This is a genomic window from Myceligenerans salitolerans (genome assembly GCF_017349295.1).
In the GTDB taxonomy this organism is placed as follows: domain Bacteria; phylum Actinomycetota; class Actinomycetes; order Actinomycetales; family Cellulomonadaceae; genus Myceligenerans; species Myceligenerans salitolerans.
The window spans coordinates 234,184-257,126 of the sequence record NZ_JAFMPK010000048.1 but is presented as its reverse complement, the minus strand read 5'-3'; the positions used below and the strand labels follow the sequence as shown (position 1 = coordinate 257,126).

The window sequence follows — 22,943 nt, the reverse complement described above, 5'->3', positions numbered from 1 at the left end:
GTCTCCGCCACGACCGTCGTCGGACGTTAGGTTTGAACCATGCGCACCGAGCTTGCCAAGCAGCCTGTCGACGCCACGACCACACCCGCCTGGGCGGACCTCTCCCGGCTCTCCGAGGGCCTCCGCCCGGACCTGCGGGGTTGGTTCGCCGCCGACCCCGGCAGGGCCGAGCGGTTCGCCTTCGAGGCGGCCGACCTCTACGTGGACCTCTCCAAGAATCTGCTGACCGACGACGTCCTGGCGGCGCTCGTCGCCCTCGCCGAGCAGACCGGTGTCGCCGAGCGCCGGGACGCGATGTTCTCCGGAGAGCACATCAACAGCACCGAGGACCGCGCCGTGCTCCACACGGCGCTCCGCCGCCCCGCCGGCACGGTTCCCGCGCTGCACGTGGACGGGCAGGACGTCGACGCCGACGTGCGGGCCGAGCTGGAGAAGGTCTACGCCTTCGCCGAGAAGGTCCGGTCCGGCGAGTGGACCGGAGTGACGGGTCAGAAGGTCCGGACGATCGTGAACATCGGGATCGGCGGCTCCGACCTCGGACCGGTCATGGCGTACGAGGCGCTGGAGCCGTACGTCGCCGAAGGGCTGGAGTGCCGGTTCGTCTCGAACATCGACCCGACGGACGTCGCGCAGAAGACCGCGGACCTCGACCCCGCGACCACCCTGTTCATCGTCGCGTCGAAGACGTTCGGCACGCTGGAGACGCTCACCAACGCCCGGCTCGCCCGTGACTGGCTCTGGCGTTCCCTGGTGGCGGCCGGCGCGATCGAGGACACCGACGAGGGACGAGCCGGCGCCGTCGCGAAGCACTTCGTCGCGGTCTCGACGGCCCTGGACAAGGTCGCCGCCTTCGGCATCGACACCGAGAACGCCTTCGGGTTCTGGGACTGGGTCGGGGGCCGGTACTCGATGGACTCGGCGATCGGGACGTCGCTGGCCGTCGCCATCGGTCCGGAGCGGTTCGAGGAACTGCTCTCGGGCTTCCACGCGATGGACCGCCACTTCGCCACGACGCCGCTCGAGCGCAACGTACCCGTCCTGATGGGACTCCTGAACGTCTGGTACACGAACTTCCGTGACGCGCACACGCACGCAGTCCTGCCGTACGCGCAGCAGCTGCACCGGTTCCCGGCCTATCTGCAGCAGCTCACCATGGAGTCGAACGGCAAGTCGGTGCGCTGGGACGGCTCGCCGGTGACGGCCGACACCGGCGAGGTCTTCTGGGGCGAGCCCGGCACCAACGGGCAGCACGCGTTCTACCAGCTCATCCACCAGGGAACACGCCTGATCCCGGCGGACTTCATCGCGGTCGCGCGACCCGCGTACGGGCTGGCGGACCCGGTGGGCGACGGCAAGGCGGTGGCAGCCGGCGCCGACGTGCACGGGCTGTTCCTGGCGAACTTCTTCGCGCAGACGAAGGCACTGGCGTTCGGGAGGACGGCGGACGAGGTCCGTGCCGAGGGCACGGCGGAGGAACTCGTGTCGGCGCGGGTGTTCAGCGGCAACCGGCCGACGACGTCGATCCTCGCACCCGCCCTCACGCCCTCGGTACTGGGGCAGCTCGTGGCCCTCTACGAGCACATCACGTTCGTGCAGGGCGTCGTGTGGGGGATCGACTCGTTCGACCAGTGGGGCGTGGAGCTCGGCAAGAAGCTGGCTCTGGAGATCGCCCCCGCGGTCGCGGGCGACGAGGCGGCCCTCGCCGCCCAGGACGCCTCGACGGCCGCCCTCGTCGCCAGGTACCGCACCCTCCGCCCCTGACCCGCCCGGCTGCCGCCCGCCGCGCTGCCGCCCGCCCAGCTCCCGGACCGCGACCACGCCATTCGTGGGGGATGGAAGCCCTTCCACACCCATGAATGGCGTGGTCGCCGAAAATGGCGTGGTCGGCGCGGCGCCCGGAGGCAGGGGATCAGGACGTCGTGGTGGCCCAGGGGAGGTTGGACGTGCCCGCGGACGGGAGAAAGGTGGCGCGGGCGCGCTGCATGACCCAGAGCAGCGCCTGGCGCTGGTTCTCCAGTTCGGCCGGCTCCGCCGCGGCGTGCTCGGCACGCTCGTGCAGCATCGCGAGTTCGGTCGCCGCCTGCTGGTACTCGCGCATCGCCGCTTCCGACGCCCGGCCGCCTCGCGAGGCGGCCCACTCGCGCGCGGCCTTACGGGCCTTGAGGGAGCTGAGCATCTGCACGTCGACCATCGCGACGACGCCCGTCGGGATGTACTTCGGCAGGTAGTGCAGGATGAGGCCGACCAGGCGGCGACGTTCCTTCTGGACCACCACGATCAGCACGATCATCACGACCAGGCCGATCAGGTAGGCGGACGCCAGACCGGCGACGCCCCGGGAGGACGCCGCGTTCCAGAGGCTGTGCAGCGCGATGGCGCCGGTCAGACCGATCAGCGGTGCCGTGAACCGCAGCATGCCGGGCCGGCTCATCGCCGCGACGGCGACCCCGATACCGGTCATGGCCGTGCACAGCGGGTGCAGCAGCGGCGCGATGACCGCGCGCATGAGGAACACGAAACCGAGTTGCTCCTGCTCGGCGGCCTCGATGAAGTAGGTGACGTTCTCGGTGGCGGCGAAGCCGAGGCCGACCATCGAGGCGTAGATGATGCCGTCGGTGAGACCGTTGATCTCGTGGCGGCGGAACCAGAGCATGCCGAACAGGACGAAGGCCTTGAGCACCTCCTCCACGATCGGCGCGCCGACCACCGCCGTCCAGTACCAGCCGTCGTCGGTGCTGACGAGCAGGTCGGTGATGACCACGAAGTTGAGCGTGTTCAGCACCATGGAGACCAGTGCCGCCACGCCCGCGCCCCAGAGGAACGCGAGGACCAGCGCGTTCTTGGGCTCCGGCTCCATCCGGTCGAGCGCGAGAATCACCGGCAGCCAGATGCCCAGCGGAAGCAGGGCCAGGAGCAGGCCCACGACGAACGAGGCCCCGCCGTTCATCGCGCTGAACGCGAGCACGATCATCAGGCACACGGAGGAGAACGCGATGGCCACGATGACTCCCGCGGGCGCCCGGCCTGGTGGGCGGCCGCGAAGGATCGCACTCGGGTCGACGGTCATGGACGCAGAGCCTAGTGAAGGTCGCCTGCCCGGGGCGAGCCCGGCTCGACGGTAGCCTGACGTCCGTGCACAATGTCGCCCTCGAGCTGGCCGTCCAGGACCCCGCAGGCGCGCGGATCGCGTCCGACGTCGGCGCCCGGCGCGTGGAGCTGTGCTCCGCGCTCGGGGCGACGGGCGGTATCACGCCCAGCGCCGCTCTCATCGAGGCGGCGATCGACGCCGCCGCCGTCGTCCCCGAGACCGCGGGCGCGCCCATCCTGGAGGTCCACGTCCTCATCCGGCCGCGCCCGGGAGGGTTCACCTGGTCGGCCGAGGAACGTGCCCTCATGGTCCGCGAGACGGTCCTGTCGGTCGACGCTGGGGCCGACGGCGTCGTCGTCGGTGCCCTGACTCCCGACGGGCGTGTGGACGAGGAGACGGTGCGCGCGCTGGTCGCGGCCGCCGGTGACGCCGAGGTGACGTTCCACCGGGCGCTCGACGTCGTCCCCGATCAGCTCGCGGCGCTCGACGCCCTCGCGGACCTCGGCGTCACGCGCGTCCTGACCTCGGGTGGGGCCGCGCGGGCCGGCGAGGGGGCCGAACGCCTGGCCGGGCTCGTCGAGCGCAGCGCCGACCTGGGGGTGGAGATCATGGCGGGCGGCGGCGTCCGCCTCGACGACGTGCCGGCCCTGGCGGCTGCGGGCGTCGACGCCATCCACCTGAGCGCCCGGCGCGTGGTGACCGAGGACGGCGGCCCGGGCGGTGGCGCCGGAAGCTACGAGGTCACCGACGCCGACGTCGCGCACGCCGTCGCAACGGCGGTCCGCGAGCTGCAGCTGCGCTGACCGCCGCGGGTTCGTGTCCGCCGTCCCCGCCGGGGTGCCTGACGGGTCGCGCACGTCTGCCGCCGGGACGTCGTGAGCCGGCGGCTGACGGCCCGGCCCGGCCCGTACGCCGTGGAGGCGGTACGCCGGACCACCGGCGTACCGCCTCCACGGTTCAGGGCCCTGCCGGGGCAGTCCGCCGGAGACCGGCGGATGCTGCCCCGGCGGGTTCATCCGGTCAGGGAGCGCTCGGTGGGGTGACCGAGATCAGCCCGACCCGGTCGCCGAGCTGCGTCCGGTGCAGCGTGATCGTCGTGCCGTAGCCGACGCCGTCGTCCGCAGGATCGCCGGTTCCGGCCGGGGCCGGGAACCCGAAGTCCTCCCCGAACCAGTCGGGCAGCAGGTTTCCGTCCGGGTCGACGATCCGGAACGAGTACGGGCTGTTCCCGACCGACGGCACCGTGACCGACGCGTCGTTGTCCCGGTAGAACAGGCTCTCGCCGTTCACCTCGATGCCGGGGTACCAGCCCTTGTCGTCGGTGAACGTGCGGACCGGGGCCAGCGGCGCGATGTCGGTGCAGAACTCCCGCGTCAGGTCGTCGTCGGACACGATGCACTCGGTGAGCGGGGACGTCGGCCGCAGGCCGAACGCCGCGTTCGAGGACTGCGGCCGCGACGGCAGGTTCTTCAGCACGGACGTGTCCGGCTCCGCCGACGCGTCGCGGCGCAGCGGGTCGAAGTGGCTGTCCACGATGAGCAGGCCGCCCTTCGCGCCGAGGCTCGGCAGCGCGCTCAGGTTCGCCGTGACGTGGTTGGCGTCGCCGTACGTGGTGTCCCGGTACCAGACCAGCATGCCGGGCACGTTGTACGAGAACTTCTCGACCTTCCACGCCTCGCTCTGCGGCGCCGCGTACGTGGAGTCGTACGCGTGCTCCAGGCCCTCGTCGAACCCGTCGGCGTTGCGCCACTCGACGATGTAGTACTGCGCCTGCGTCGAGGAACCGGAGTCGGCACGCCAGCCCTGACCTGTCGTGTCCACCCAGGTGGACACCTCGTTGGTCCAGCCGTTGGCGCCGGACTCGGTGTCGTCGGACCACACCGTCTCGCCGTCGACCACGAGCGCGAAGTCGTCCGCGAACCAGCCGCGCTCCAGGAACGCCGCGTCGGTGGCGTACCGCAGGCGCACGTCCACGGTCGAACCGGCGTAGGCCGACAGGTCGACGAAGTGCTGGGCCCAGCCCTCGGTGGTGCCGGTCAGGCCGTACCGCTTGCCGCCGAAGTCGCCGAGCCGGCCGTTGGGGTCGCCGTAGGCGTCACCCGTGGTGACCTCGGCGCCCTGCTCGTCGTAGACCTTGACCTCGTCCCAGGTCGTGCCACCGTCCGTGGAGACCTCGACGAAGCCGTAGTCCCAGTCGGCCTCGATGACGTAGTCGTTCCACATCGAGAAGGTCGCCTCGGTGCCTGCCGGCACGTCGAGGCTCCGCGACAGCCGCACGTCCGCCCAGTCCTGGTCGGCGCCGGTGTACCAGGAGTTCTCGCCCGAGTGCGGCTCGGTGAGGAACAGTTCCTTGTCGGGCAGGTTGATCTTGATGCCGTCCTCGGTGCCGCGCAGCGGGCGCGAGTTCTGGCCCACCCGAACCATCCGCTTGTCGTCACCGGGCTCGATCTCCAGCGGGTCCGCCCAGCCGAGCACGTACTTGTCCCACACGCCCATGTGCGTCGGCATCGACTGGAAGATCGGGCCGGCGTGCGAGCCGGAGCTCATCAGGTCCCAGAAGTCGACGTCGGAGTCGCCGCCACCGGACGTGTCGTACAGGTCCGGCAGGCCGAGGTCGTGGCCGTACTCGTGCGCGAACACGCCCACGCCCGAGTCCTCCGGCTGCACGATGTAGTTCGACAGCTTCAGGTCGGTGCCCGGGATGTCCGCGCCTCCCGCGACGGCCGAGGAGTGCGCCCAGAGGGCGTACGTCCCCTCGTCACCACCACCGCCGGACTTGTCGGCACCGGCGTGCACCAGCACCACGTGGTCGATCACGCCGTCCGGCTCGAAGAGGTCGCCGTCACCGTCACGGTCCGACTGGTCCTCGACGTCGTAGTCCTCCCACGGGAAGTCCGGCTCGAGCTCGGCGAGCGCCGCGACCGCGTCGATGGGGAGCTGGCCCGCGCCCAGCGGGTTGTCCGGGTGGCCCTGCATGCCCTGGTAGGCGCCGGCCTCCCATTCGCCCTCGTCGTTGAGGAAGCAGCGGGTGGCTCCGTACCACCCCTCCGAGTGCGGCACCGTGACCCACGGGGTCGCCTCACCGGAGACGGTGTACGCGCCCTGCGACATCTCCTCGTACATGTTCTTCATCGTGTAGCCGGAGATGTCGAAGCCCGGCCTGCCGTCAGGACCGGTGAGGTCCGTACGCACCCGTTCGGTGATGCCCTCGGAGGTGAAGAGCATGTCGTTGTAGTGCTCCGGCGAGAAGTCGGGCACCCACATGGAGTTGTTGTCCTCGAGCTCCATCTCGCCCGGGTCCGGCAGGTTGTTGTGCTTGGGCCCGTTCTGGATGTTGCCCGGCATGCACTCCGACGAGCCCCAGTAGGTGGGGACCATCGTGCCGGTGAAGTCGTCGTCGACGTCGTCCGCGAACTCGACCAGGATGGTCAGGAGCTTGGCCTCCTGCGTGGTCTTCGCCTTCTTGTACTTCGGTCCCTTGCCGTGGTGCCCGCCGCGCCGGACGGCGTCGCTGCCGTCGGCCAGGGCCTGCTCCGTGCGGCGCTCGCGGAGGTCGGCGGGGCTGTCGCCCCGCTCGATCGCCTCGGCCTCCGCCAGGGCGAGTTGCTCGGCGGTGGCGGGGTTCCCGCCGGCGAACTTGGCCTCGAGCTCCTCGGAGGCGGCCTGGACCTCGGGGTCCACCGTCGTTCCGGTGCTGCCGTCCGGTACGTGCTCGACGAGGCGGCCGTCCGGCGTGATCTCGATGTCGGTGCCGACGTCGGGCTGGACCGCGGCCTCGGCGTAGTTGATGTAGTGCTCGGACGTGCCGATCTGCGGTACCGGGGTTGGCTGGGCCGTCGCGGCACCCTGCGTGGTCGCCAGGCCGGCGACCGTCAGAGCGACGACGGGGAGGGTAGCCACCGTGCACCGCGCGACGCGTGTGGTGTTGTGTGCCATGGGTCACACCGAACCAGAGTGTGACATTCCTGTGAAGGGCGTCGTGGGAATTTCATCCCCTTCCGTCGTGCGACGATTTCCGCATGCCCCACGAGATCCGTCCCGTTCGCGCCGCGCAGTGGCGCGAGATCCGAGAACTGCGTATGCGTGCCCTGCGGGACGATCTGGCGCCCGTCGCCTTCCTCGCCACGCACGAGACGGAGTCCGCCTACCCCGACGAGTTCTGGATCGACCGCGCACGCACCTCCTCCGTCGATGCCGGACCCGACGCCCGCGCCCGGCAGTTCGTCGCCGTGTCCGACGACGGGCACTGGGCGGGCACCGCCGTCGGGCTCGTCGAGCACGCCGGGGAACCGGACTTCGCGCAGCTTCCGATCGAGCACGACGGCGTCCACGTCGTCGGCGTGTACGTCGCGCCCGAGCACCGCGGCGGCGGACTCGTCGATCGCCTGTTCGACGCCGTGCTCGGCTGGGCGCGCGAGCACGAGCTGCGTCACGCCCGGCTGTACGTGCACCAGGACAACCCGCGCGCCCAAGCGGCCTACCGGCGGCTCGGCTTCGCCCCGACCGGTACCACCTTCACCGGCGCGATGGGCCCGGAGCTGGAGATGGCGCGCACCCTGTGACGCCACGGGTGCGATGATGCGGGCATGACTTCCGCCACCCCAGCCGACGTCGTCCGACGCCTCACCCTGGAGCAGAAGGTTCGACTCGTCGGTGGGGCGTCGTACTGGACCACCGCGGACCTGCCCGAGGTGCCTGCCGTCTTCCTCGCCGACGGGCCGCACGGCGTGCGACGGCTCGACCCGGCGAACGGCGCCATCTCCGGCGCCGATCCCGCCACCTGCTTCCCGCCCGCGGTGGCGCTGGGCGCCACGTTCGACGTCGGCCTGGCGGAGCGGGTCGGCGCCGCGATCGGTGCCGAGGCGGCCGAGCGGGGCGTCGGCGTCGTGCTCGGACCTGGCGTCAACATCAAGCGCTCACCGCTCTGCGGCCGTAACTTCGAGTACGTCTCCGAGGACCCGTTGCACGCCGGACGCGTCGCCGCCGCTCTCGTGCGGGGCATCCAGTCCGCCGGCGTCGGCGCGTGCGTCAAGCACTTCGCCGCCAACGACCAGGAGACCGAGCGGTTCCGCGTCTCCGCCGACATCGACGAGCGCACGCTCCGCGAGGTCCACCTGAGGCCGTTCCAGCACGTGGTCACCGAGGCACGGCCCTGGACCGTGATGAGCTCCTACAACCGCGTCAACGGCACCTACGTCGGCGAGGACCCGCGTCTGCTCACCGACGTGCTGCGCCGCGAATGGGGGTTCGACGGGCTCGTCCTGTCCGACTGGCTCGCCGTCCACGACCGTCCTGCCGCGCTGCGCGCCGGACTCGACCTCGAGATGCCGGCGCCCGGTGAGGCACGCGTCCGGCAGCTCGTCGACGCGGTGAAATCCGGCGAACTCACCGAGGAGGACGTCGACCGCGCGGCCGAACGCGTCGTCGCCCTGTCCCGGCGGGCCGGGGAAGCGCAGCCCCCGGCCGACGCCACGGACCTCGTCGACCACCACGAGCTGGCACGGGAGGCGGCCGCACGCGCGATCGTGCTCCTGCGCAACGAGCCCGTCGCCGGCCCCGGCGGGGACGCCCCCGTGCCGTTGCTCCCGCTCGCCCAGGACGCCCGGGTCGCCGTCGTCGGCGAGCTCGCCCGCACACCCCGGTACCAGGGGGCGGGATCGTCCCAGGTGGTGCCCACCCGGCTGGACGACGCCCTCACCGCTCTGACCGCGGACTTCCCCGACCTCTCGTTCGCTCCCGGATACGCTCTCGGGCGCGAGGCCGGCGACGACACGGCGCTCGCGGCGGAGGCCGTCGCCGAGGCGAGCGACGCCGACGTCGTGGTCTTCTTCGCGGGCCTGCCAGGCGACGCCGAGGCCGAGGGGCGCGACCGTACCCACATCGATCTGCCCGCCGTCCAGGTCGACCTGCTCGAGTCCGTGCTCGACGTGAACCCACGCGTCGTCGTCGTGCTGTCCAACGGCTCCGTCGTCCGGCTCCCGTTCGCGGACCGCGTTCCGGCACTGGTCGAGGGCTGGCTCCTGGGACAGGCCGGCGGACCCGCCACCGCCGACGTGCTCACCGGCCGCGTCAACCCGTCCGGCCGGCTGTCCGAGACCATCCCGCATCGCCTCGCCGACAACCCGTCCTACCTCGACTTCCCCGGCGAGGACCTCCACGTGCGCTACACCGAAGGCGTGTTCGTGGGCCACCGCTGGTACGACGCCCGCGACCTCGACGTCACCTTCCCGTTCGGGCACGGCCTGTCCTACACCACCTTCGGCTACTCGGACCTCACCGTCGCGGCCGCCGAGGACGAGCTACGGGTGACCCTGACCGTCGCCAACACGGGTGACGTGCCCGGCCGTGAGGTGGTGCAGTGCTACGTCGGGCGTGACACCTCGGCCGTGGCGCGTCCGCCACGCGTGCTCGCCGCGTTCGACGTCGTCGAGCTGGAGGCCGGCGCGTCCCGCCGCGTCGAACTGACCGTGCCCGTGTCCGACCTGGCGCACTGGAGCGTACGAGAGGACGGCTGGATCACCGAGGGCGGCACGTGGCGCGTCGAGGTCGGCGCCTCGAGCCGCGACCTGCGCGTCGCGGGCGACGTCCAGCTTCCCGGCACCGACGCCGCGCGCCCCCTCACCGCGGAGTCCACGGTGCGCGAGGCGCTCGCCGACCCGATGGTGGGTCCGCTCATCGCCGGGGCGCTCGAGATCATGGACGAGGACGTGCGGGAGATGGCGCTCGCGACCCCGGTGGGCCGGTTGCCGTTCGTCCCGGACGCCGGCGTGAGCGAGAAGCAGCTCGCGGAGCTGATCGCGCTGTCCGACGGATCGGCGGGCCGGATCAGGCGAACGGCCGCGAAGGTCCTGGGATCGATCTCGGCGCGCCGCAGGCACGGATCGCGTTGACGCGGGACCGGTCGGAGTTGCTACGGTGCGCCGAGCACAGTGCCGTGCCCGAGATGTCGTGCGGGTGAGCGCTGCCGTCGCGTGTGTTGCCCCTGGGAGGCTGACCGTGCTGCATCACGAGCAACGAGCTCGCCCGCGATCGCGGCGGATGCTCCTGCGCGTCGTCCTCGTCCTCCTCGCCGGAATCGCGGCGATGATCCTGGTGAACCCTTCCGGGACGGACTTCCGCGACGCGCCGGGGGAGTTTCCCGGCGGCGTGCCGACCATCGGTGAGCTGGTGCCGTTCGGGCGGTGAGACGCGTGCGGCCCGGAGATCAGGCCGTCGCCGGCGGCGCCGTGCTGGCGCGTTCCACGAGGCGGGTGGGCAGGCGCGTGTGGTGTCCCTGGCCGGTGCGCGGCGCGTCGCTCTCGATCAGGGAGATGACCATGCGCAACGCCTCCGCGCCCATGTCCCGCAGCGGCTGGGCGACGGTGGTCAGCGGTGGCTGCGCGGCCGCGGCCTCCGGGACGTCGTCGTACCCGACCACCGAGAGGTCCTCCGGAACCCGGAGGCCGAGCTCACGGGCGACCTCCACGACATGGAGCGCCGACAGGTCGTTCGCGGCGAAGACGGCGGTCGGCCGGTCGGGCCGGTCGAGCAGCTCGTGCGTGGGCCGGTCGGACAGGTCGGGACGGTACCCGCCGGTGAGCACCAGGCTCGGGTCCACCGTGAGCCCGGCGTCGCTCATCGCCTGGCGGTATCCCAGTTCGCGCAGCCGCGCGGACTCCAGGTCCCGGCGTCCACCGAGATGGCCGATGCGGGTGTGGCCGAGCCCGATGAGGTGTTCGGTCGCCATGCGCGCCCCGGCGAGGCTGTCGGAGTCCACGGTGGCAGGTCCGGTGGGACCGGTGTGCGGGTCGATGGCGACCACGGGAACGCCGTCGTCGGTCGGGACCTGGACCGTGGGCGTGACGATCACGGCACCGTCGATCAGCGTGCCGCCGAGGCGTGACAGGGAGCGGCGCTCCCAGCCGACGCGGTCGGAGGTGTCACCGCCGCCGGAGTAGGCCAGCAGTTCGTAGCCGGTACCCTCGACGGCCTTGGAGATCGCCTTGAGCAGCTCCGTGCTGAAGGGCTCGAACTCGGCGACGAGCACGCCGATGACGTTCGTGCGCCGGCGGCGGAGGCTCCGGGCGACGAGCGACGACTCGTAGCCGAGCTGGTCGACGACCTCGAGGACGCGGCTCGCCGTCGTCTGCGCCACGCCGTAGCGTCCGTTGACCACCTTGGACACCGTCGCGACGGACACGCCGGCGGCCCGCGCGACGTCGGTGATCGTCACGCGGCCGACCCGGACGGCGGCGCCCTCAGGGCCGGCCTGGGGCTGGTCGTCCGACGGCGGGACCTGGGGCGACGACGTCGTCGCCCCCACCTCGTCGCCGTCTTCCGTCCCGGTTCTACCGGGAAAATTCGCACCGCTCTGCACGAAGGAGACACTACCTTGACTACGGGGATGCCACGCGCCCAGGTTCGGTTGTTTCGAAATCGATATCGACAACGTTTGACCAACCACTGTGTCACGTGCCACTGTCGTCGCTGACAGATACTTCCTGTCGACTCCGTCGAAGAAGACCAAGGGGTTCAGAACCATGACGAGGACGAAGCGAAGCGCGGCCGTGATCGCGCTGGGCTCGGCCGTCGCGTTGCTCGCGGCCGCCTGTGCCGGCCAAGGCGGTGGTGGTGGCGGCAGTACCGACGCCGACGCCGACACCATCACCTGGTGGCACAACTCGAACACCGGTGAGGGCAAGGAGTACTACGACCAGCTCGCCGCCGACTTCGAGGCCGAGACCGGTGTCACGGTCGAGGTGAGTGCGATGCAGCACGAGGACATGCTGACCAAGTTGCAGGCAGCGTTCCAGTCCGGCAACGACGAGCAGATTCCGGACGTCTACATGAGCCGCGGTGGCGGCGAGCTGCAGACCGAGGTCGAGACCGGTGTGGTCCGCGACCTCACGGAGGACGCCGCGGACGAGATCTCGAAGATCTCTGCCTTCACGGGCCAGTACACGGTTGACGAAAAGGTTTACGCGCTGCCCTACTCGATGGGCATCGTCGGCTTCTGGTACAACCAGGACCTCTTCGCGGAGGCAGGGATCGACGAGGTCAGCCCGAGCCCCACCATCGAGGAGTTCTACGGGTACGTCGAGAAGCTCGACGCCGCCGGGATCACGCCGATCTCCGTCGGTGCCAAGGACCTGTGGCCCGCGGCGCACTACTGGTACTACTCCGTGGTCCGCGAGTGCCCGTTCGAGACCGTCGAGAGCGCGATCGAGAACAAGGACTACTCCGACCCGTGCTTCATCAAGGCGGGTGAGAACGTCGAGGACATCATCGCGAAGGACCCGTTCAACAAGGGCTTCCTCGCCACGGGCGCGCAGGAGGGGCCGACGTCGGCCTCCGGTCTCCTGGCGACCGAGAAGGTGGCCATGGAGCTGGCCGGGCACTGGGAGCCCGGCGTGGCCGGCGGTCTGACCGAGGACGAGCAGGTGCCGGACTTCCTCGGCTGGTTCGCGTTCCCGACCTTCGAGGGCCAGGCCGGCGACCCGGCCGACCAGATGGGTGGCGGTGACGCCTGGTCCGTGTCGGCGGGTGCGCCCGACGCCGCGGTCGACTTCGCCAAGTTCCTCCTGTCCGACGAGGCGCAGCAGGGCTTCGCCGAGCGCGACATGGGCCTGCCGACCAACCCGGCGGCGACGGACCACGTCGCCGACGAGGCGCTGGCTCAGCTCATCCCCGTCCGGGACGGTGGTGGCAACACCCAGCTCTACCTGGACACCCGCCTGGGGCAGTCCGTGGGTGGCGCGATGAACGACGCGATCGGTCTCATGTTCGCCGGTGAGGCCGGTCCTCAGGACATCGTCGACGCGATCCAGTCGGCAGCCGAGTCGGAGTGAGTGACGTGGCAGACGACGTGACCACGTCGGACGTGGCCGCCTCGCCTGCGACGTCGCCCGTGCAGGGCGCCGCCGGCCGCACCTCGCAGGTGCGGCCGGCGGCCTCTGCGCGGGGCGGACGCCGCGGGATGAACTCGCAACTGCGCAAGCGCCTCGAGATCTTCTTCTTCGTGGCGCCCGCCCTGGCGCTCTTCGGGCTGTTCGTGATCGTGCCGATCGCGACGGCCGTGCAGATGTCGCTCTTCAGGTGGAAGGGGATCGGGCCGCTCGTCGACTTCGTCGGTCTCCAGAACTACGTGTCCGTGCTGACGAGCGACGTGTTCACCGGCGCGGTGGTCCACAACCTGGTGATCGTCTTCCTGTCGATCCTGATCCAGCTCCCCCTGGGCCTGGCGATCGCGCTGCTCCTGAACCGCCGGATGTGGGGGCAGAGCGCGCTGCGCACGATCATCTTCGTGCCGTACGTGCTCGCCGAGGTGGTCGCCGGCGTGATCTGGCTGCAGCTGCTGCAGCCGCAGTACGGCGTCATCGACGCGATCCTCGGTGCGGTCGGGCTGGAAGGCCCGGACCAGGGCTGGCTGGGTGACACGGACCTCGCCCTGGGGACCGTCATGGTGGTGCTCACCTGGAAGTACCTCGGCCTGGCCGTGATCCTCTTCCTCGCCGGCCTGCAGGGCGTGCCCGAGGAACTGTACGAGGCGGCGCAGCTCGACGGCGCGACGTGGTGGCAGGTGCAGCGCAAGATCACGATCCCGCTGCTCGGCCCCACCCTGCGCACCTGGGGCTTCCTGTCGATGATCGGGTCGCTCCAGCTGTTCGACATGGTGTGGATCCTGACCCGCGGCGGACCCGCGAACGCCACGAGCACCATGGCCACGTTCCTGGTCAACGAGGGAACCCAGCGGAGCAACTTCGGGATCGCCGGTGCCGCCTCCGTGGTGCTGTTCGTCATCGCGCTGTTCATGGCGGTGCTCTATCAGCAGTTGATCCTGCGCCGTGACACGCGGCCCGAGACCGGGAGGAAGTGACCGATGAGCGCTCAGGCGATGAACGATCTCTCTCTGGCACCCACGACGCGGCAGCGGCGTCCGGGAGCCTTCCGCCCGACGAACGTGGTCGTGTACGGCATCGCGCTGGTGGTCGTCGCGATCACGCTCGGGCCCGTCATCTACGGGGTGCTGGGCGGGTTCCGCACCAACGCCCAGCTTGCCCGGACACCCGCCGGCCTGCCCGAGCCCTGGGTGCTGGACAACTACATCGGCGTGCTGACCAACCCGACGTTCTGGCAGTACACGTGGAACTCCACGGGCGTCTCGCTGATCACGACGGCGGTCGTGGTGGTGTTCGGCGTCATGGCCGCCTACCCCCTGGCTCGCTACGAGTTCAAGGGCCGCGAAGGACTGTTCATGGTGTTCGTGATCGGCCTGCTGTTCCCGGCCACCGTCGCGATCGTGCCGCTGTTCATCCTCATCACGCAGAACCTCCAGCTCGGCAACACCTGGATCGGCGTCGCGCTGCCGCAGGCCGCGTTCGCGCTGCCGATGACCGTGGTGATCCTGCGGCCGTTCCTCATGGCCCTGCCCAAGGAACTGGAGGAGGCCGCCATGCTCGACGGCACGAGCCGGATCGGCTTCTTCTGGCGGATCCTCATCCCGCTGTCCGGGCCGGGGATGGTCACTGTCGGCGTGCTCGCCTTCGTCGGGTCGTGGAACGCGTATCTCCTGCCGCTGCTCCTGCTGCAGGGCGACATGAAGACCTTGCCCCTCGGCGTCGCGGACTTCTCGTCGGAGCACGCCTCCGACACCGCGGGCGTCTTCGCCTTCACCTCCCTCGCGATGATTCCCGCGCTCATCTTCTTCCTGGCGATGCAGAAGCGGATCGTCAACGGACTCCAGGGTGCCGTGAAGGGCTGACGACGGCCGAGTCGCGAAGCGCGGACAGCACCCAGCTTTTTCAGAAAGGACGGTCCGATGACGGATCTCGAAGTTGCCCTGCCGGCGATGCCCGAGGTGTCGGAGCGCGTGCACGACCTGCTCGCGCGGATGACCCTCGAGGAGAAGCTGGCCCAGATCGTCGGGTACTGGCTGGACCAGGGCGGTAACGTCGTCGCGCCCATGCAGGGTGAGATGGGTGGGGGACGGGCGTCCGGCGAGCTCGCCGAGGTCACCAAGCACGGCCTGGGGCACTACACGCGCGTGTACGGCACCCGGCCGGTCGACCCCGCGGAGCGCGCCGCGTGGCTGTGGGAGGAGCAGCGTCGCCTGAAGCGGGAGACCCGGCTCGGCATCCCGGCCATCGTCCACGAGGAGTGCCTCACCGGTCTCGCCGCCTGGCAGGCCGCGACGTTTCCCACACCGCTGGCCTGGGGCGCGTCGTTCGATCCGGGGCTGGTGGAGGAGATGGGCCGGGCGATCGGTACCTCCATGTCCGCGCTCGGCGTCCACCAGGGGCTGGCGCCCGTGCTCGACGTCGTCCGCGACCCCCGGTGGGGGCGGGTCGACGAGTGCATCGCCGAGGACCCGTACGTGGTGGGCACCATCGGCACGTCGTACGTCCGTGGTCTGCAGGACGCGGGTGTGCACGCCACGCTGAAGCACTTCGTGGGCTACTCGGGATCCAAGGCCGGCCGCAACCACGCCCCCGTGAGCGCGGGGCCCCGGGAGATCGCCGACACCTATCTGCCGCCGTTCGAGATGGCGGTGCTGGACGGTGGCGTGCGGTCGGTCATGAACTCCTACACGGACGTCGACGGTGTGCCGGTGGCCGCGAACGAGGACTACTTCACGACGCTGCTGCGCGAGGAGTGGGGATTCACGGGCGTCGTCGTCTCCGACTACTTCGCCGTGGCGTTCCTGACCGTGATGCACGCCGTCGCCGTGGACCGTGGTGACGCCGCCGCCCAGGCTCTCACCGCGGGAATCGACGTGGAGCTGCCCTCGGGTGACGCCTTCCTCGCACCGCTCGCCGAGCGGATCCGCTCGGGCGAGTACGACGAGGCGTACGTGGACCGTGCCGTGCTGCGGGTCCTGGCACAGAAGGAGGAGCTGGGCCTCCTCGACCCCGACGCCTTCGAGGGCGACCCGCCCACGGAAATCGATCTCGACCCGCCGGGGCACCGCGACATCGCCCGCCGGCTCGCGGAGGAGTCCGTGGTGCTCCTGTCGAACGACGGAGTCCTGCCGCTGCTCCGGCCCGACGGCACGGCGCCACGCCGGGTCGCCGTGATCGGGCCGAACGCCGACCGGCCGGAGGCCCTCATGGGCTGCTACTCCTTCGCCAACCACGTGCTCGCTCACCACGACGAGGTGGATATCGGTTTCGAGATCCCGTCCGTCGTCGAGGCGCTGCGTGGCGAACTCTCCGGGGCCGAGCTGACGTACACGGCCGGCTGCGAGGTCGAGGGGTCCGACACCTCCGGCTTCGCGGACGCGGTCGCCGCCGCCGAGGCCGCGGACGTCGCCGTCGTGGTGGTCGGCGACCAGGCGGGCCTCTTCGGCCGCGGAACGGTGGGGGAGGGCAACGACAGCGAGTCGCTCGAACTGCCCGGCGTGCAGCGTGAGCTGGTCGAGGCCATCAGCGCGACGGGCCGGCCCGTCGTCATGGTGCTGCTGACCGGGCGCCCGTACGCGATCGGCTGGGCGCTCGACGGCACCGGACCGCGCCCGGCGGCCGTGCTGCAGGCGTTCTTTCCCGGGGAGGAGGGCGGCACCGCCGTCGCCCGGGTGGTGTCCGGAAGGGTCAATCCGTCCGGTCGTCTCCCCGTGTCGGTTCCACGGAGCTCCGGGTCGCAGCCGTACGCCTACCAGCACCCCATCCTGGGTGGTCCGTCGGAGGTCACGAGCACCGACCCGACGCCTGCGCGGCCCTTCGGGTTCGGCCTGTCCTACACGACCTTCGCGCGGGAGCTCGTCGCGGTGGACGCCGAGGTCGCGGCGGGCGCGTCGTTCCGCGCCGTCGTCCGTGTCACCAACACGGGGAAGGTCCCCGGGGCCGACGTCGTGCAGCTCTACGGCCACGACGTGGTGGCGTCGGTCGCTCGGCCCACGGTGCAGCTCCTGGGCTACGAGCGGGTGACGCTCGCACCCGGGGAGACGGCGACCGTGACGTTCGACGTGCCGACGCAGCGGTTCGCGTTCTCGGACCGGAAGCTGACACGGATCGTCGAACCCGGCGACGTCGAGGTGTGGGTGGGCGCCAGCGCGGGTGACAGCGTCGTCAGGGTGGTCGCCGAGGGCATCGCGGACACCGACGACGCCAAGGCGTCGAACGGCGAGGGCCGGTCGGCCGGCTCGCCCGCACCGGTGGAAGGCGACGCGGGCTCGGGCAACGGCCACGCGGTGACCGGCGCCCGCCGGACGGTACGCGTGACCGGCGCGACGCACGAGGTGACGACGGCGGATCGCCGCTGGGTCACCGCGACCGTCGCGAAATCCTGACCGGGCCCGGGGATTCGGCCCGGCCCGCGGGAATGGCATCAATGCTCCGGCATTGATGCCGGCGCCGTGCCGGTGAATTCTTCTCACCGGCACGGCGCTCCGCTGTTTCACGGGAAGCGGGATTACCGGGACTCGGATCTTCCGTGACTCTTCCGGCCGGTAGGAAGCCCGGGGTTTGACCGGGATCGGTACCTGGTTTTTCACCCAGAGGGTGAAGTCGCGCGAATGATGTCTTGGATGTCGGTCGATATGGATACACTCCGAGCGCCTCCTCCCGCCACATTCGGCGGGCGGGCGTGCCCGAATGCGGGCACACTCAGCACCCCCGGAGATTCCATGCCTTCCATGTTCACGCGTGTGGTCGCGTCCGCGGCCGCCGTCGCGTTCCTGGGTACCCCAGGGACCGCGGCAGCCCTCGTGCCCGACGACGACGCCGGGCAGACCACTGCCCGTACCTTCCGCAGCGGTGACCAGGCCGCTTCCGACAGCGGTCTGCGGCCCATGACCCGCGCGGTGTCGAGCGCGGTGCGGCCGGAGGAGAAGATCACCGCCGCCGCGCGCACGAAGCTCGACGCGCGGGGCACCACCGACTTCTGGCTACGGTTCGGTGAGGTGCCCGACCTGTCCGCCGCGGCAGAGATCAGCGACTGGGCCGAGCGCGGCCGCTACGTCACCGAGACGCTGCAGGCCGCGGCCGAGGACTCGCAGGCGGCGGCGATCGCGGACCTGGAGCGGGCCGGCGTCTCGTACGAGAGCTACTGGGCGTCGAACGCCATCCTCGTGGAGGACGGCTCCCTCGACCTGGCGACCGAGCTGGCGGCGAACGCGGAGGTGACGCAGGTGCGCCCCACGGTCCGGTACGCCCTGCCGGAGCCGCTCGAGGTGACCGCCGAGGAGGGCGCCGCCGCGGCAGGGTCGCCGACCTCGGGCATCGACGCCATCAACGCGGACGACGTCTGGGCGCTCGGCGCCACCGGCGAGGGCATCGTGGTGTCCAACATCGACTCCGGCGTGGACCGGACGAACACGAGCGTTGCCGCCGCGTACCGCGGTGCGACCTCGGGTCACGACTACAACTGGTACGACGCTGCCGGGACCGGGCGGAACTATCCTCACGACGACAACGGCCACGGCACCCACACCATGGGCACGATGGTGGGCGGGGTCGGCACGTCGGCGTCGAGCGGCGACGAGTACTCCTTCGGCGTGGCCCCGGACGCGCAGTGGATCGCGACGAACGGGTGCGCGGACCTGTGCTCCGATGCCGCTCTTATCAGGTCCGGGCAGTGGATCCTCGCGCCGACCCGCTGGGACGGCTCGGGTGCCGATCCGGCGAAGCGGCCGCACGTCGTGAACAACTCCTGGGGCCTGGCGCTCTCGACCGACCCGTTCATGGAGGACGTCGTCGGAGCCTGGGAGGCTGCCGGGATCTTCGCGGCGTACGCCAACGGCAACGAGGGTGAGCTCGGGTGCGAGAGCTCCGGCTCCCCGGGTTCCCGGGCGGCCACGTACTCGGTGGGCGCGACGCGCGCGAACGGTACCGTCGCCGCGTTCTCGTCCCGGGGACCCGGCCAGAGCGGAGCCGTGAAGCCGGACATCACCGCGCCCGGCGTCGGCGTGCTCTCGGCCGTTCCCGGCCGCGCCAGGCTCGAACAGCTGTCGGGGACCTCCATGGCGACCCCGCACGTGGCGGGCGCGGTGGCGCTGCTGTGGAGTGCCGTCCCGGCGCTGGTCGGCGACGTCCAGGAGACGCGCGCGATCCTCGACGACTCGGCCGTCGACGTCGGTGGTACCGCCGCCCTCGAGTGCGGCGGCACGGCCGACGACAACAACGTCTACGGTGAGGGCCGCCTCGACGTCCTGGCCGCCTACGAACTGGCGCAGTCGATGGAGTTCGACGCGACGCAGCAGCCGTCGGTGACCGGGACGGCCAAGGTCGGTCAGACGCTGACGGCGGTGGCCGACGGCGCCGCGTGGTCCCCGGCCGCCGACCTGGAGCACCAGTGGCGCCGGGACGGCACGATGATCTCGGGCGCGACGAACAGCACGTACAAGGTGCAGCCGGCCGATGCCGGGGCGGAGATCACGGTGTCCGTGCTCGGAACCGCCGAGGGGCGCCTGCCGACCACGCGGACCAGTGCGCCGACGGCTCCGGTGGCGAACACGACGATGAGCGGTGGCGGCTGGATCAGCGGAACCGTGCGTGTCGGCAACGTGGTCATGGCGAAGTCCGGGACCGCATGGCCGTCGGGGACGCAGTTCACGTACCAGTGGAAGGCCAACGGCACGGCGATCTCCGGAGCCACCGGATTCACCTACAAGCCCACGGCGTCCAAGCGGGGTGCGAAGCTCACGGTGACCCTCACCGCGAAGCGCAAGGGCTACGACACGGTGAAGAAGACGGTGGGCGGCAAGACGGTCGCCTCCGGCGTCTTCTCGGGGTCGAGCCCGCGCATCCAGGGGACTCCCGCGGTGGGCAGGACCGTCAAGGCCATCGCACCGCAGTGGACGCCCGGACGCAGCCGGACCACGTACCAGTGGAAGGTGAACGGCACCAAGATCAGCGGCGCGACGAGCGCCAAGTACAAGGTGCCGTCGAAGTACAAGGGCAAGACCCTCACCGTCACGGTCAAGGGCTACCGCACCGGCTTCAAGAGCTGGTGGCGCACCAGCAAGGGTCTGGTGATCGGCAAGGAGTTCACGACGACGTCCCGGCCGGGCATGTCCGGCACCCTGAACGTCGGCGGAAAGCTGACCGCCAAGCCCGGCACCTGGAAGCCCGGTCCTTCGCGTCTGTCCTACCAGTGGTTCGCCGATGGCGAGCCGATCGCAGGCGCCACGGGCAAGTCCCTCAAGCTCAAGGGCGCGCAGTACAAGAAGCGCATCTCCGTGCAGGTGACGGCACGCCGCTCGGGCTACGCGACGACGCCTCGTATGAGCGTGCAGACGAGCCGGGTCGTGCCCTCGAGCGTCACGCTGCCCGAAGGCGGCTGGACCGGGGTCCCGGGCGGCACCTACACCGCCAAGGCGGGGTCGTCGCTCTGCACGTGGGAGCGGTGGGCGTCCGAGACGAACCGGCTCGGCGTGGACTACGGTTCCGGCCCGCGGGTCGCCACGGTGAAGTCCAGCGACTGGGCCTTCTGGTCCGAGGGCTGCGGCACCTGGACCAAGTACTACCCGGGGATGGTCAAGGCCCGGAGCACCACCTGGTCGAACGGCGTCTGGATCCTGGGCGACCAGCTCCAGCGCGGCACGTACGTGACGGCGGGCCCGTCCGTCGACGGTGGTTCGCCCTGCTACTACGCGATCCTCGACGAGACCACGGGTAACCGCAGCGGTGCGCACGTCATCCGGTCGGGGACCGCCACCGAGCCGATGACCGTCACGATCCCGTCGGGCGCCCGCGCGTTCGAGACGGCCGGCTGCAGTTGGAAGCGCGTGAGCTGATCTCACCCGCGCCGTCCCGCCGGGGCAGGGAGTTCCACCGCGAACTCTCTGCCCCGGCAGCCGTCGTTCGGGGGAAGATGGGGTGATGCGAGTCGATGTGTGGTTGTGGGCCGTCCGGCTGTTCAAGAGCCGCTCCGTGTCGGCCGCCGCGTGCCGGGCGGGCCGGGTACGGGTTAACGGGAAGCCTGCCAAGCCGGCGTCGCAGGTCGCCGTGGGAGACCGCGTGACCTGGCGGGACCCGCTGCGCGGGCGCGACGTCGAGGTGGTGGAGCTCCTGCCCAAGCGCGTCGGCGCGCCTTTGGCGGTGAAGGCCTACCTGGATCACAGCGAGCCGCTGCCGACCCGTGTCGAGCGGGAGGCGGTCGGGGTGCGCGACCGCGGCACCGGCCGCCCCACCAAGCGCGAACGCCGCGAGATCGACCGCCTGCGCGGACGCCGGGGGTAGATCCCGGCGTGGGCCGTGCGGGGGTGGTCGCGCCCCCCTTGTCCGGCCCGGCCGCCGAGGCCGGCACCGGTCAGGCCGGCGGCGTCCCTGTGCCGCTCCTGGTCGGCACCGATCCCGACCGCACCTCCGGTAGCGTGAAGTCATGCCCGCGCCCACGCCGTCGTCGGACACCACCGACCGTATCGCCGCACTGCTGGACCGCCACCCTGTCTGGGACGGTCACAACGATCTGGCCTGGGAGGCGCGCGAGCAGGCGGGCTACGACTGGTCCGCGCTCGACATCGAGGCCGGGACGGCCGGGCGTACCCACACCGACATCGCCCGCCTCCGGGCCGGCGGGGTGGGGGCGCAGTTCTGGTCGGTGTACGCGCCGTCGGACCTGCCCGGCAGCGCGGCGGTCACCGCGACGCTCGAACAGATCGACGCCGTGAGACGCATGGTGGAGACCTGGCCCGACACGTTCGCGCTCACCCTGACCGCCGACGACGTGGAGAAGGCCTGGGCCGCCGGCCGTATCGCCTCGCTGATGGGCGCCGAGGGCGGCCAGTCCATCGACTCCTCGCTCGGCACCCTGCGCATGCTGTACGGCCTCGGCGTGCGGTACCTCACCCTGACGCACAACCACAACAACCCGTGGGCCGACTCCGCCACCGACCAGCCGTCCGCGCACGGTGGTCTCAGTGAGTTCGGCGTCGAGGTGGTGCGTGAGATGAACCGGCTGGGGATGCTCGTGGACCTCTCGCACGTCTCCGTGGCGACGATGGACGCCGCACTGGACGTCACCGAGGCGCCCGTCATGTTCTCCCACAGCTCGGCCCGCGCCGTCTGCAACGTTCCGCGCAACGTGCCCGACGACGTCCTGGCGCGTCTCCGCGGCAACGGGGGGCTGTGCATGGTCACGTTCGTGCCCGCCTTCGTGACCCCCGACATCGGGTCGTGGCGCGCCGACGCCGCGGAGGCCGCCCGGGCACGCGGCGTCGACCCGTCGAACTACACCGCGTTCCGCGCGTTCACCGAGCAGTGGGAAGCGGACCACCCCGTTCCTCCGACCAGCCTGGAGGACGTGGTCGCGCACATCGAGCACGTCCGCGACGTCGCGGGGATCGATCACGTGGGCCTCGGCGGCGACTACGACGGCGCCAGCGGGTTCGCCCCCGGACTCGACGACGTGTCCGGCTACCCCAACCTGCTCGCCGCGCTCGCGGACCGCGGCTGGTCCGACGACGACCTCGCCAAGCTGGCCAGCGGCAACATGCTCCGCGTGCTACGCGGCGCGGAGCGAGTGGCGGCACGACTGGCGGCGGAGCGGCCGCCGGGCACCGCCAGGTTCGACCGGAACTGACGGGCCCGGGCCTCAGGATCCCAGTTCGACGACCTTGCGCTGAAAGCCGAGCGCCACCTTCTGCAAGGAGTCCAGCGGGGTGTCGCCGTTGCGCTCGCTGATCTGCCCGAGCATCGAGCCGGAGGCCGCGAGCAGGGCGACCATCACGTCGCGCGCCTCTCCCCGCGTGGTGAGCGCCTCGTCGAGAAGCTCCTGGACCAGCGGCGAGCGCAGCCCGTCCTCCTCAGGGTCGAGCAGCGCGGTGAGGAGAGCGATCGACAACGAACTGCCCTGGACGCTTGCCATGTGAACCCCCTGGTGACAGCGGTTGCTTGGGTGCCCGACCCGACGCGCCCCCTGCGCGCGTCCGACCGTGGCA

Annotated in this window: 16 protein-coding genes; 12 read left to right on the top strand and 4 right to left on the bottom strand. The window is 71.1% G+C overall.

Translation table 11 applies throughout. From position 1 onward, the window contains the following. Window positions 1–39 precede the first annotated feature (39 nt). Window positions 40–1,761, top strand: a complete 1,722-nt coding sequence (gene pgi, locus J0911_RS19145) for a glucose-6-phosphate isomerase (protein WP_207277080.1) — start codon at window positions 40–42, stop codon at window positions 1,759–1,761. A 148-nt stretch (window positions 1,762–1,909) separates the two neighbouring features. Here the strand turns inward: pgi and J0911_RS19140 are convergent, their stop codons facing one another. After that, a complete protein-coding gene (locus tag J0911_RS19140; protein ID WP_207277079.1) occupies window positions 1,910–3,067 on the bottom strand; it encodes a PrsW family intramembrane metalloprotease in 1,158 nt (385 codons plus the stop codon). A gap of 65 nt (window positions 3,068–3,132) precedes the next feature. Between J0911_RS19140 and J0911_RS19135 the strand changes: the two genes are divergently transcribed. Next, a complete protein-coding gene (locus tag J0911_RS19135; RefSeq protein WP_307865181.1) occupies window positions 3,133–3,891 on the top strand; it encodes a copper homeostasis protein CutC in 759 nt (252 codons plus the stop codon). Window positions 3,892–4,108: 217 nt separating this feature from the next. Here the strand turns inward: J0911_RS19135 and J0911_RS19130 are convergent, their stop codons facing one another. Beyond that, window positions 4,109–7,024 carry an immune inhibitor A domain-containing protein gene (locus J0911_RS19130; protein WP_207277078.1) on the bottom strand — a complete coding sequence of 972 codons (2,916 nt, stop codon included), beginning with the start codon at window positions 7,022–7,024 and terminating at the stop codon, window positions 4,109–4,111. A gap of 83 nt (window positions 7,025–7,107) precedes the next feature. On the opposite strand from J0911_RS19130, the gene J0911_RS19125 reads away from it, so the two are divergent. The 3 genes from J0911_RS19125 to J0911_RS19115 all read left to right on the top strand — a co-directional run bounded on the left by J0911_RS19125 (window position 7,108) and on the right by J0911_RS19115 (window position 10,273). Next, a complete protein-coding gene (locus J0911_RS19125; protein ID WP_207277077.1) occupies window positions 7,108–7,650 on the top strand; it encodes a GNAT family N-acetyltransferase in 543 nt (180 codons plus the stop codon). Window positions 7,651–7,674: 24 nt separating this feature from the next. Then, window positions 7,675–9,978 (top strand): glycoside hydrolase family 3 C-terminal domain-containing protein, encoded by a 2,304-nt coding sequence (locus J0911_RS19120; RefSeq protein ID WP_207277076.1) that lies wholly within the window; start codon window positions 7,675–7,677, stop codon window positions 9,976–9,978. Between the two features lie 106 nt (window positions 9,979–10,084). Next, complete coding sequence (locus J0911_RS19115; protein WP_207277075.1) at window positions 10,085–10,273, top strand: hypothetical protein; 189 nt, start codon at window positions 10,085–10,087, stop codon at window positions 10,271–10,273. A 19-nt stretch (window positions 10,274–10,292) separates the two neighbouring features. Here J0911_RS19115 and J0911_RS19110 read toward each other — a convergent pair whose 3' ends face one another. Continuing rightward, entirely contained in the window at window positions 10,293–11,300 is a 1,008-nt protein-coding gene (locus J0911_RS19110; protein ID WP_207277113.1) for a LacI family DNA-binding transcriptional regulator, read from the bottom strand. A 307-nt stretch (window positions 11,301–11,607) separates the two neighbouring features. On the opposite strand from J0911_RS19110, the gene J0911_RS19105 reads away from it, so the two are divergent. The 7 genes from J0911_RS19105 to J0911_RS19075 all read left to right on the top strand — a co-directional run bounded on the left by J0911_RS19105 (window position 11,608) and on the right by J0911_RS19075 (window position 22,585). Then, window positions 11,608–12,915 (top strand): extracellular solute-binding protein, encoded by a 1,308-nt coding sequence (locus J0911_RS19105; protein ID WP_207277074.1) that lies wholly within the window; start codon window positions 11,608–11,610, stop codon window positions 12,913–12,915. A gap of 5 nt (window positions 12,916–12,920) precedes the next feature. Beyond that, window positions 12,921–13,943 carry a carbohydrate ABC transporter permease gene (locus tag J0911_RS19100; RefSeq protein ID WP_207277073.1) on the top strand — a complete coding sequence of 341 codons (1,023 nt, stop codon included), beginning with the start codon at window positions 12,921–12,923 and terminating at the stop codon, window positions 13,941–13,943. 3 nt (window positions 13,944–13,946) lie between these two features. Then, a complete protein-coding gene (locus tag J0911_RS19095) occupies window positions 13,947–14,828 on the top strand; it encodes a carbohydrate ABC transporter permease (RefSeq protein ID WP_242637002.1) in 882 nt (293 codons plus the stop codon). Between the two features lie 57 nt (window positions 14,829–14,885). Then, window positions 14,886–17,351, top strand: a complete 2,466-nt coding sequence (locus tag J0911_RS19090; RefSeq protein WP_207277072.1) for a beta-xylosidase/alpha-l-arabinosidase — start codon at window positions 14,886–14,888, stop codon at window positions 17,349–17,351. A gap of 345 nt (window positions 17,352–17,696) precedes the next feature. Further along, window positions 17,697–20,798, top strand: coding sequence for a S8 family serine peptidase (locus J0911_RS19085; protein WP_207277071.1), 3,102 nt, complete (start codon window positions 17,697–17,699; stop codon window positions 20,796–20,798). A gap of 85 nt (window positions 20,799–20,883) precedes the next feature. Further along, window positions 20,884–21,243: an RNA-binding S4 domain-containing protein gene (locus tag J0911_RS19080; protein WP_207277070.1), complete on the top strand. Its 360-nt coding sequence runs from the start codon at window positions 20,884–20,886 to the stop codon at window positions 21,241–21,243. Between the two features lie 142 nt (window positions 21,244–21,385). Further along, the gene (locus J0911_RS19075; protein ID WP_207277069.1) at window positions 21,386–22,585 is read left to right on the top strand and encodes a dipeptidase; all 1,200 of its coding nucleotides are present in this window, start codon (window positions 21,386–21,388) and stop codon (window positions 22,583–22,585) included. A gap of 12 nt (window positions 22,586–22,597) precedes the next feature. On the opposite strand, the gene J0911_RS19070 is transcribed toward J0911_RS19075, so the two are convergent. Beyond that, window positions 22,598–22,870: a hypothetical protein gene (locus J0911_RS19070; protein ID WP_207277068.1), complete on the bottom strand. Its 273-nt coding sequence runs from the start codon at window positions 22,868–22,870 to the stop codon at window positions 22,598–22,600. Between the last annotated feature and the right edge of the window lie 73 nt (window positions 22,871–22,943).

Excerpts from the sequence above, each read along its gene's own strand:
- J0911_RS19080 (WP_207277070.1), top strand. The coding sequence starts at position 20,884 with ATGCGAGTCGATGTGTGGTTGTGGGCCGTCCGGCTGTTCAAGAGCCGC.
- J0911_RS19120 (WP_207277076.1), top strand. The coding sequence starts at position 7,675 with ATGACTTCCGCCACCCCAGCCGACGTCGTCCGACGCCTCACCCTGGAG.
- J0911_RS19125 (WP_207277077.1), top strand. The coding sequence starts at position 7,108 with ATGCCCCACGAGATCCGTCCCGTTCGCGCCGCGCAGTGGCGCGAGATC.
- J0911_RS19130 (WP_207277078.1), bottom strand. The coding sequence starts at position 7,024 with ATGGCACACAACACCACACGCGTCGCGCGGTGCACGGTGGCTACCCTC.
- J0911_RS19075 (WP_207277069.1), top strand. The coding sequence starts at position 21,386 with ATGCCCGCGCCCACGCCGTCGTCGGACACCACCGACCGTATCGCCGCA.
- pgi (WP_207277080.1), top strand. The coding sequence starts at position 40 with ATGCGCACCGAGCTTGCCAAGCAGCCTGTCGACGCCACGACCACACCC.
- J0911_RS19090 (WP_207277072.1), top strand. The coding sequence starts at position 14,886 with ATGACGGATCTCGAAGTTGCCCTGCCGGCGATGCCCGAGGTGTCGGAG.
- J0911_RS19105 (WP_207277074.1), top strand. The coding sequence starts at position 11,608 with ATGACGAGGACGAAGCGAAGCGCGGCCGTGATCGCGCTGGGCTCGGCC.
- J0911_RS19085 (WP_207277071.1), top strand. The coding sequence starts at position 17,697 with ATGTTCACGCGTGTGGTCGCGTCCGCGGCCGCCGTCGCGTTCCTGGGT.
- J0911_RS19095 (WP_242637002.1), top strand. The coding sequence starts at position 13,947 with ATGAGCGCTCAGGCGATGAACGATCTCTCTCTGGCACCCACGACGCGG.
- J0911_RS19140 (WP_207277079.1), bottom strand. The coding sequence starts at position 3,067 with ATGACCGTCGACCCGAGTGCGATCCTTCGCGGCCGCCCACCAGGCCGG.
- J0911_RS19070 (WP_207277068.1), bottom strand. The coding sequence starts at position 22,870 with ATGGCAAGCGTCCAGGGCAGTTCGTTGTCGATCGCTCTCCTCACCGCG.